Source organism: uncultured Negativibacillus sp., assembly GCF_944388365.1.
In the GTDB taxonomy this organism is placed as follows: domain Bacteria; phylum Bacillota; class Clostridia; order Oscillospirales; family Ruminococcaceae; genus Negativibacillus.
Map to the genome: position 1 here is coordinate 1 of NZ_CALXIN010000075.1, position 8,693 is coordinate 8,693.

Consider the following 8,693-nt stretch of genomic DNA (forward strand, 5'->3'; position numbering starts at 1 on the left):
TTTGTCGATTCCCGCAGCGGCATCGACGAAAAGGTGCTGGAGCATCTGGCGCAGGGATACGGCGCTGTGGTGAGATAGCGTAATTAAAAAGGCACTGCCATTTTCATGGCAGTGCCTTTTTTGGTGTTGGGTGTGGAAATGCTGTGCTTGCCTTCGCGCCGAAGGCGAACGAAAATTTTCGTCCACCTTTTATAAAAGGTGGCGGTTTCCAAAGGCAGCGCCTTTGGTCGCCTTCCGCAGAAGGCGAAAAGCCTTTATCGTCAGGCGTATTTTCGGGGGTATGGACCCCTTTTGCAAGAGAAAAGGGGTCCATGAACCGATTGTCAGTAGAAAGCGACCTCAAAAATTATCCGGTGGATGATTTTTGACAGTAGATAGTCCTGTCCTTTTTCTTGTAAATATTTTCAATATTCGTTTTTTTTATTTATTGTTTTGCTTTCGCAAAACCGCACGAAACGTGCGGCAGCATCGAAACAGCCTTACAGCCTCTATCGTTTTATTTTTATTGGTGATAAGGCTCTATCTGCATCCTACAAATCAAAACCGTGTTCTACAGCAGAAAAACCTCCCACTGGGAGGTTTTTCTGGCAAGTGCGTAACGCTTATCCGTCAAGGGGGATTTTCTCTTGCAAAATCCCCCTCTGTTTCAATCCAAATTTTGGATTGAAACATTCACCCCCAAATGCGCCTGACGATAAAGGTGTTTCGCACTCTGCGGAGTGCGACCAGAGTTTCACTCTGGACTGGACAACTTTTGAAAAAGTTGACAAAACTTTTTGTTCGCCTTCGGCGGAAGGTGGACAAAAACTTTAATTTTTGCACAAACTACCTGCTTTTGCGGCGAAGCCGAATACTTTTCTTTTGGGCGGACAAATATGGAACATATTTTGTCCTCTTTTCTATGCAAAGAAAAGGTAGGTTATTGGAACGTATATTCCGAGCAGGCGACCTTGGTCGGGTAGTCGTCGATCATTTCAATCTGTTCCCAGCCCAGTGCTTCTACCTTGCCGTCGGCGTCGATCTGCAGATAGGCAGTGACGGTGCCGACGACCTCCTCCATGTCGTATAGCTCTTCGAGTGCAGCAGGCAGATAGGTCGCCTCGATGAGGTAGTGTCCGTCCTCCGAGGTGAGCTTCAAATCAGAAAAGTTTTTAAGGGCAAAGCCGTCGGTCAAAAGCGGCGTGCGCAGCCAGTTGAGTGTTTCGGCATACTGTGCATAGGTGCTGAATACCTCGCGGTTGCCTTGACCGTAATTAAAGCCCGATTCCAGCGTTTCGCCCGATTTCATCTCGGCAGTGACAGCGGCATTTTTGTTGAGCAGTCCCTTTTCGTCGTAGGCGTTGTTAATGTCAAAGCTCAGCTCATAGGCGCCTTCGGTGCCATCCCCATTGAGACGATAAACAAAAAGTTTTCCCTCTTTGCGCGAAAAGTTTTGTTCCATCACATTCTGAAAGACCGCATATAAGCGGGTGTCCAGCTTCTGCGGGTTGTCGGTCAGCTCCTCGGTGGGACGGGTCATCAGCTCAGAGGAAAAGGGCAGAGTTTCGCTGCCCACGATGGGAGCGGAGGTTGTCGGTGTTTCCACCGTCTGTTCGGTGGCAGGTTCGGTTTCGTCAGCCGGTGTTTCGTCCTTATCAGACGGCTTCTCCTCAGTATTTTCCTCGGACGAAGGCTCGGTTGTTTCCGCTTCGGTTTCGTCGTCCGGACGCAGCAGGGTCAGCGTTTCGTCAGGACTGTGGGTGGTGTCCTCCTGCGGCTGTTCGGTCGAAAGCTCCAGCGAAACCTCCTGTTCGTCGTCCGGCTTTTCGGCGGTGAGCTGGCTGCGGTCGCATCCGGTGAACAGCAGAGCGCAGACAAGCAGCGCCATCAGTGAAAAGGCATATTTCATAGAAAAATCCCCCTCCATAAAAAGTGGATGAATAGACAGTTGTGTGACTTTCAGAAATCTCAGAAAAAATTCTCTGCTATTTCTGTAAATCATTGTATCACATTTTGAACAGCCAAAAGAGAAAAAATTGTAAACATCCCGTGCGCGAAGATGAAACATTTTCGAATGGAAAATCTCATGCGCAGAATAGATGGAGGGCAGAAGGGCATCGGTGTAAAATTTTGGAAGAACTCACAATTACGAAGACGGTATTTTGTCTGTTATAATAATCCCTGCACGCAAAATTTAGGTGAGTTGTGAGGAAAGGAGCATATTTTATGCCGCAAAACAAAAGAGAAAGTCTGATCTATTCGGTGCTGATGTGTTTTTGCATGGTGCTGTGGATGAGCATTTACAACGTATCGCTGCATCAGGGAGGACTGTCCCTGACAAGTGTTCAGGAGGGCTGGCTGGGATTCCCCATCGCCTATGTCTTTGCCTTCTGCTGCGACTGGTTCTTTGTATCCAAGCTGGCAAAGGGAGTCGCCTTTGGACTTTTACTCAAACCGGACAGCAGCCCGCGCCGCAAGGTCATCACCATCTCGACCTGTATGGTGGTTCCGGTGGTCATTATCATGTCGCTGTACGGCGCTGTCGAGGGCTGTGTCCACACCGGCATGTGGTCGGGTGTGTTTGCACAGTGGCTGCACAATATCCCGTTTAACTTTATCATGGCGCTGCCATTCCAGCTGATTCTGGCAGGCCCGTTTGTCCGCTTTGTTTTCCGCAGAGCATTCCCAGTCGGAAGCATCGCCGCTTAAATTACTGACGTTTCAAAAAAGGACGCAGTGTGACGAAAGTCACGCTGCGTCCTTTTTTTATTTCCTGTTTATGCGTTCTCGCCGAAGAAGAGCTTCATGTCCTCCTCCACGGAATGAATGCCAGCGATGCCAAAGTTTTCCACCAGCACCTTTGCCACATTGGGACTGAGGAAGGCAGGCAGAGTAGGACCGAGGTGGATGTTCTTGACACCCAGGTACAGAAGCGCCAGCAAAACGATGACCGCTTTCTGTTCGTACCACGCGATGTTATAGATGATCGGCAGGTCGTTGATGCTGTCCAGACCGAAGATTTCCTGGAGCTTGAGCGCGATGACTGCCAGCGAGTAGGAGTCGTTGCACTGACCGGCGTCCAGCACGCGAGGAATGCCGCCGATCTCTCCCAGCGCCAGCTTGTTGTAGCGGTATTTTGCACAGCCGGCGGTCAGGATGACGGTGTCTTTTGGAAGTGCCTTTGCAAATTCGGTGTAGTAGTCGCGGCTCTTGGCGCGTCCGTCGCAGCCGGCCATGACGACAAACTTCTTGATGGCGCCGCTCTTGACGGCGTCCACTACCTGATCTGCCAGCGCAAACACCTGCGCATGGGCAAAGCCGCCGACGATCTCTCCATGTTCAATCTCGGTCGGAGCGGCACATCTCTTGGCGTGCTCGATGATCTGAGAAAAATCCTTCTTCTCACCGATGGCGCCCGGGATATATTTGCAGCCTGGATAGCCTGCGGCGCCGGTGGTATAGATGCGGTCCTTATAGCTGTCCTTCGGAGGAACGATGCAGTTGGTGGTCATGAGGATCGGGCCGTTGAACGACTCAAATTCCTCCTTCTGCTTCCACCACGCATTTCCATAGTTGCCCACAAAGTTTTTGTATTTCTTGAAGGCTGGGTAGTAGTGAGCAGGCAGCATCTCCGAGTGGGTGTAGACGTCCACACCGGTGCCCTGGGTCTGCTCGAGCAGCATCTCCAGGTCGCGCAGGTCGTGTCCCGAGACCAGAATGCCAGGATTTTTGCCGACACCGATATTGACTCTGCTGATTTCAGGGTTTCCATAGGCGGAGGTGTTGGCTTTGTCCAGCAGCGCCATGCCGGCAACGCCGTACTTGCCGGTTTCCAGCGTCAATGCGACCAGATCGTCCACGCTGAGACGGTCATCCAAGGTGGCTGCCAGTGCGCGCTGGATGAAGGCGTCCACATCGGGATCGTCCTGCATCAGCACGTTAGCGTGCTTGGTGTAGGCGGAGAGTCCCTTTAATCCGTAGGTAATCAGTTCGCGCAGCGAACGGATGTCCTCGTTTTCGGTGGAAAGAACGCCCACCGTCTTAGCCTTCTCCTCCCAGTCGCCTTCACCGTCCCACAGGGCAGCTTCGGGCAGATTGGCAGTGCTGTGCAGGCGGCTAAGCAGCTCTTTTTTGGTGTCCAGTGTGGTGCGGATGCGCGCCTTGATGCTCTCTTTGTCAAAGTTTGCATTGGTGATGGTGGTGAACAGGTTGAGGGTGACGAGGTAGCTGATTTGGGTTTCAACCTCCTGTCCTTCGCTGCGCAGAGCGGTAGCGACGGCAGAAATGCCCTTGGTCACATACACCAGCAGATCCTGCATGGCGGCGACGTCCGGCTGTTTGCCGCAGACACCTACCTTTGTGCAGCCTCTGCATCCTGCGGTTTCCTGGCACTGATAACAAAACATCTGATTCATTGTGTAGTTTCTCCTTTTGATTGTATTTTTCCCGTATGCAAACTGCCCTTGTCGGAAGGGCGTCCGCTGTTTTTTAGAATACGACGACCAGCAGCATCTTAAACTGCTCCTCGCCGTATACGGCATGTGGATGGCCGGCGGGCATCACGATGGATTCTCCCTCATGGAGGAAGTATTCCACGCCGTCGATGGTGATTTTTCCGACGCCATCCAGACAGGTGACAAAGGCATCGCCGCCCGACTTATGGGTGCTGATCTCCTCGCCTTTGGCAAAGGAAAACAGGGTGATGCTCAGCGCATCGTTCTGTGCCAGCGTTTTGCTGACCACCTGTCCTTCCTGATAGGAGATCTCCTCCTTTAAGGTCAATACTTCCGACTGGCTGATGTTTTTCATTTTGGTGTTCATTATAATTGCCTCCTGACTTGCTTATTCTCAGTTTCCTGCATTTTGCTGCCCGTTATTCAGACACAGCATGGTTTTACACAGATTTTTTCCTGTTTCTGTCCGAAAAACATCTGTGAGCAGCTTCTGCACCGTTTCGGGCGTCATCTGCTGCTCGTAGATGTTCACCAGCAGATCGGCTTCGACCAGAATCTGATAGTCGATGCCGTCGATCTGGTCGTAGTAGTGGTGGTGGGTCACCAGATGGCAGATGCGCGCCATGTCCTCTTCCTCCAGCGCAAATTCTGCCAGCAGCGCCCGTGCGCAGACGGGTCCCTCTACCTCTTGAAGTTCGCTGGTGCAGCGGCCGTACTTTTGTTTGCACGGGCCGATGGCGATGTCGTGCACCAGCGCTGCACATTCCAGCACAAACTGGGTGTGCGCGTCCAGCTGCTCGGCTCTGCCGATGAGCTGGGCAAACCGGTGCACCTTGAGAAAATGCTGGATGCGCTTTGGACTGCCGGCATCGTGGGAGACCATCCGAAGGGTGATCTGATCGAGTTTGACGCAATCTTCCATGCCAAAAACCTCCTGACCTCATCTGAAACAGTGTTGCTTTGATGATTTTATGATAGCCGATTGTCGGCGGAAAGTATGTTGTATTTCAAACAAAATCGCCTTTTTCCCGCTGAAATTTTGGAGGAAAAGGCGATGGAGAGGAGAATTTTTGCACCGGACAGGATTCGAGCAGTTTTTTAAAAGGGGAGGTGTATGATAAGCGCGTACCCACAAAACGGGACAGGCCATACCGAAACGGAGGGAGCGGACACAGATGGCTGTGGAGATACAGATCAGAGAAAACGTGGTGGTGGCGTGCCTGTCGGGTGAGATCGACCATCACAGCGCGGTTGGACTGCGCGAGACCATCGACCAGAGCGTCATCCAGGCAAAGCCGGAGGAGCTGATTCTGGATTTTTCGCTGGTGACCTTTATGGATTCGTCCGGCATCGGGTTGGTGATGGGAAGATTTCGTCTGATGCAGGAAACCGGCGGCAGGCTGGTGCTGCAAAATCTGCCCGCGCCCATCAAAAAGGTGATGCGGCTGGCGGGACTGGACAAGCTGGCAAGACTGGATTAAATATGCGACAGAAAAATGAGCTTCGGTGGAGGTTTTGTCAATGAAAGCAATCAATACGATGCGCCTGTGCTTTGATTCGCGCTCGTCCAACGAGTCGTTTGCAAGGACAGCGGTGGCGGCCTTCCTGTGCGGGATGGACCCGACGGTGGAGGAGCTGGGCGAGGTAAAAACCGCCGTTTCCGAAGCGGTGACCAACTGCATCGTCCACGGCTATCGGGACATGATCGGCAAGGTGTACATAACAGCAAATATATATGAGGACAATCGGATCGTCATCAAAATCAAGGACAAGGGCTGCGGCATTGAGGACGTGAAAAAGGCGATGGAGCCTTTGTTCACCACTGCCGCCGCCGAGGAACGTGCCGGGCTGGGATTTGCTGTGATGGAAAGCATGATGGACAAGGTCAAGGTTTCCTCCCAGCTGCAAAAGGGCACGACGGTCGTGCTGGAAAAGCGGATTGTCTCCAAAGGAGAGTAATCATGTACACAACAGCCGAGCAAGAGCGCAGCCGGATGATCGAGGAGAACATCGGGCTGGTGCACGCCTGCGCCCACCGATTCAAGGGCAAGGGCATCGAGTACGACGACCTGTTTCAGGCAGGCTGTATGGGACTGGTCAAGGCGACCGACGCCTTTGACACCGAGCGCGGCGTGCGCTTTTCCACCTATGCAGTGCCGGTGATTCTGGGCGAGATGCGCCGGCTGTTTCGGGACGGCGGCACCGTCAAGGTCAGCCGCAGCCTGAAGGAGCTTTCGATGAAGGTGGCGCGCCAGCGCGAACAGCTGAGCAAGCGGCTGGGACGCGAACCAACGGTGAGCGAGCTGGCAGCAGAGCTTGCGGTCAGCGAGGAGTCGATCATCGAAGCGCTGGGAGCGGGCACGCCGCCGGTGTCGCTGACCAGCGAGGAGGACAGCGCGCAGATCGACCTGCCGGTGGATTCGCCGGAGGAGCTGCTGTCCGACTTAATCTCACTCAAACAGATGCTGCGCCAGCTGGAGGAGCGCGACCGCCGGCTCATCGAGCTGCGGTACTTTGGCAACAAGACCCAGGTACAGACGGCGCAGGAGCTGGGCATGACCCAGGTGCAGGTGTCGCGGCGGGAAAAAAAGATACTGCTGTGGCTGCGCTCCCAGCTGGTTTAAACAGAGCTATCCCCTGACCGGCGGGTCGGTTTGCATCCGCCGCCCGTCGGTTTTCACATACAACACCCAATCGTATCAACTCTCAAACACCCAAAAAGACCGGACTTTTTTAAGTCCGGTCTTTTTGGTATCTGTTTATTTTTGGTTTGCCTGCCAGTCGTCTTTGAGGATGGCGTACAGGTCGCAGTCCTCGAATCTGTCGCGCAGACTGCGGTACTTCTGGCGCATCCTTCCTTCGTGGGACATCCCGCATTTTCTCAGCACTGCGCCGGAAGCGACATTTTCCACGGCACAGGTTGCCTCGATGCGGTTGAGGCAGACGGTGCCAAACGCAAAGTCGATGACCGCTCTGGCTGCTTCGGTGGCGATGCCCTTTCCGCGCCAGTCGGCATTGATGGTGTAGCCCAGCTCTGCGAGGAGGCTGGTGTCACTCAGCATGGTCAGCGTGATGTTTCCGACAAACTGCTCTCCCATGCAGATGCACCAGCGGTAAAAGTCGGGCCGCTCATACTGGGCGAGAATATGGTTTGCAAAGCCCTGCTGGGCTTCCTCGCGGGAATAAACCGGCTGCCAGCCGGAAAAGGGCGAGGTCTGATGCAGCTGGCTGATGTGGTCAAACATCGTGGCTTCGTCGTCCTCGGTGTATCTTCGCAGCGTCAGACGTTCGGTGGTGAGTGTCCGCGTGCCGACGTGATGCGGCAGCTGCTTTTGCTGTTCCCAATCGGCTTTGAGGATGGCATACAGGTCGCAGTCCTCCAGCACGCCGCGGGTGCTCAAATATTTCTGGCGCATCCGTCCTTCATAGGACATTCCGCATTTTCTCATGACGCCGCCCGAACCAGGGTTGTCCAGCGAGTGATAAGCTTGGATGCGGTTAAAACCGACGGTGCCAAACGCAAAGTCGATGACCGCCTGCAGCGTCTCGCTCATGATGCCTTGTTTCCACCAGCGTTTGCCAAGGCAGTAGCCGAGGTCTCCCACGCCGGCTTTTTCGTTGAGAATAAACAGACCAACGGTGCCGATGGGGATAGCGTCCAGCGTGATGACCCAGTGATAGTAGTTGGAATCCTGGTACAGCGGCAGCCAGCTTTCGAGGATGGTGCGGGTGGTATCTACCGACAGATGGGTGGGCCACATTAGGAATCGGGTGACCTCAGGGTCGCTGGCCCAGTTATCGAACATCGCCTGTGCGTCATTTGGTGTAAAGGGTCGCAGCGTCAGACGTTCAGTGGTGAGTGTCCGCGTGCCGACGTGATGCAATGGCATAGAAATCCCTCCTTTATGTCTGCTGCCACTGTAAGGCGGGAAGTGATTTTACTTGATTTCCTGTTCCAGGGATGCAAATTCGGGCGTGTTGAAAAATTCTGCAAGGGAAATGTCCAGTCCGTCACACAATTTTTTGATGGTGACGATGGAAACATCCCTGCGCTTTTCATTTAACATGCTGTATACGGTGGATGGTGTCACACCGGACAGCGTTGCCAGTTCATTGGGTCGGATGTTTCTTTCTTCGCACAGCTGCAAAAAGCGTTGGACGACAGCGTCTTTTACCATACAAATCACGTATAATAAAACCATCTCGAAAGGGGTGGTTTTATTCATTCTCCTTTCCTCGAAAATTGGTTATACGGCAGGA

10 protein-coding genes are annotated in these 8,693 nt (G+C 53.4%); 4 read left to right on the top strand and 6 right to left on the bottom strand.

Going from position 1 to position 8,693, the window contains the following annotated elements:
• Window positions 1-919: 919 nt before the first annotated feature.
• Window positions 920-1,888, bottom strand: coding sequence for a hypothetical protein (locus tag Q0L39_RS09155; protein ID WP_296628573.1), 969 nt, complete (start codon window positions 1,886-1,888; stop codon window positions 920-922).
• A gap of 317 nt (window positions 1,889-2,205) precedes the next feature.
• Here Q0L39_RS09155 and Q0L39_RS09160 point away from each other — a divergent pair, with 317 nt between their 5' ends.
• Entirely contained in the window at window positions 2,206-2,688 is a 483-nt protein-coding gene (locus Q0L39_RS09160; RefSeq protein WP_296628574.1) for a DUF2798 domain-containing protein, read from the top strand.
• A 68-nt stretch (window positions 2,689-2,756) separates the two neighbouring features.
• On the opposite strand, the gene hcp is transcribed toward Q0L39_RS09160, so the two are convergent.
• The 3 genes from hcp to Q0L39_RS09175 form a co-directional block, all read right to left on the bottom strand.
• Window positions 2,757-4,394 carry a hydroxylamine reductase gene (gene hcp, locus Q0L39_RS09165; RefSeq protein WP_296628576.1) on the bottom strand — a complete coding sequence of 546 codons (1,638 nt, stop codon included), beginning with the start codon at window positions 4,392-4,394 and terminating at the stop codon, window positions 2,757-2,759.
• Window positions 4,395-4,467: 73 nt separating this feature from the next.
• A complete protein-coding gene (locus Q0L39_RS09170; RefSeq protein WP_296628577.1) occupies window positions 4,468-4,800 on the bottom strand; it encodes a cupin domain-containing protein in 333 nt (110 codons plus the stop codon).
• Window positions 4,801-4,827: 27 nt separating this feature from the next.
• Window positions 4,828-5,355 (bottom strand): HD domain-containing protein, encoded by a 528-nt coding sequence (locus Q0L39_RS09175; RefSeq protein WP_296628578.1) that lies wholly within the window; start codon window positions 5,353-5,355, stop codon window positions 4,828-4,830.
• 253 nt (window positions 5,356-5,608) lie between these two features.
• Here Q0L39_RS09175 and Q0L39_RS09180 point away from each other — a divergent pair, with 253 nt between their 5' ends.
• Genes Q0L39_RS09180 through Q0L39_RS09190 form a run of 3 tightly spaced genes read left to right on the top strand, consistent with a single transcriptional unit; the run spans window position 5,609 to window position 7,057 of the window.
• A complete protein-coding gene (locus Q0L39_RS09180; protein WP_296628580.1) occupies window positions 5,609-5,914 on the top strand; it encodes an STAS domain-containing protein in 306 nt (101 codons plus the stop codon).
• A 40-nt stretch (window positions 5,915-5,954) separates the two neighbouring features.
• Window positions 5,955-6,392 (top strand): anti-sigma F factor, encoded by a 438-nt coding sequence (spoIIAB, locus tag Q0L39_RS09185; protein ID WP_296628581.1) that lies wholly within the window; start codon window positions 5,955-5,957, stop codon window positions 6,390-6,392.
• Between the two features lie 2 nt (window positions 6,393-6,394).
• Window positions 6,395-7,057, top strand: a complete 663-nt coding sequence (locus Q0L39_RS09190; protein ID WP_296628583.1) for a sigma-70 family RNA polymerase sigma factor — start codon at window positions 6,395-6,397, stop codon at window positions 7,055-7,057.
• A 135-nt stretch (window positions 7,058-7,192) separates the two neighbouring features.
• Here the strand turns inward: Q0L39_RS09190 and Q0L39_RS09195 are convergent, their stop codons facing one another.
• Together Q0L39_RS09195 and Q0L39_RS09200 are read right to left on the bottom strand one after the other, a co-directional pair.
• On the bottom strand, window positions 7,193-8,323 hold the full coding sequence (locus Q0L39_RS09195) for a GNAT family N-acetyltransferase (RefSeq protein WP_296628585.1): 1,131 nt from the start codon (window positions 8,321-8,323) through the stop codon (window positions 7,193-7,195).
• Between the two features lie 48 nt (window positions 8,324-8,371).
• The gene (locus tag Q0L39_RS09200; protein ID WP_296628586.1) at window positions 8,372-8,659 is read right to left on the bottom strand and encodes a helix-turn-helix transcriptional regulator; all 288 of its coding nucleotides are present in this window, start codon (window positions 8,657-8,659) and stop codon (window positions 8,372-8,374) included.
• Window positions 8,660-8,693: the final 34 nt, after the last annotated feature.

Excerpts from the sequence above, each read along its gene's own strand:
- Q0L39_RS09155 (WP_296628573.1), bottom strand. The coding sequence starts at position 1,888 with ATGAAATATGCCTTTTCACTGATGGCGCTGCTTGTCTGCGCTCTGCTG.
- Q0L39_RS09160 (WP_296628574.1), top strand. The coding sequence starts at position 2,206 with ATGCCGCAAAACAAAAGAGAAAGTCTGATCTATTCGGTGCTGATGTGT.
- hcp (WP_296628576.1), bottom strand. The coding sequence starts at position 4,394 with ATGAATCAGATGTTTTGTTATCAGTGCCAGGAAACCGCAGGATGCAGA.
- Q0L39_RS09170 (WP_296628577.1), bottom strand. The coding sequence starts at position 4,800 with ATGAACACCAAAATGAAAAACATCAGCCAGTCGGAAGTATTGACCTTA.
- Q0L39_RS09175 (WP_296628578.1), bottom strand. The coding sequence starts at position 5,355 with ATGGAAGATTGCGTCAAACTCGATCAGATCACCCTTCGGATGGTCTCC.
- Q0L39_RS09180 (WP_296628580.1), top strand. The coding sequence starts at position 5,609 with ATGGCTGTGGAGATACAGATCAGAGAAAACGTGGTGGTGGCGTGCCTG.
- spoIIAB (WP_296628581.1), top strand. The coding sequence starts at position 5,955 with ATGAAAGCAATCAATACGATGCGCCTGTGCTTTGATTCGCGCTCGTCC.
- Q0L39_RS09190 (WP_296628583.1), top strand. The coding sequence starts at position 6,395 with ATGTACACAACAGCCGAGCAAGAGCGCAGCCGGATGATCGAGGAGAAC.
- Q0L39_RS09195 (WP_296628585.1), bottom strand. The coding sequence starts at position 8,323 with ATGCCATTGCATCACGTCGGCACGCGGACACTCACCACTGAACGTCTG.
- Q0L39_RS09200 (WP_296628586.1), bottom strand. The coding sequence starts at position 8,659 with ATGAATAAAACCACCCCTTTCGAGATGGTTTTATTATACGTGATTTGT.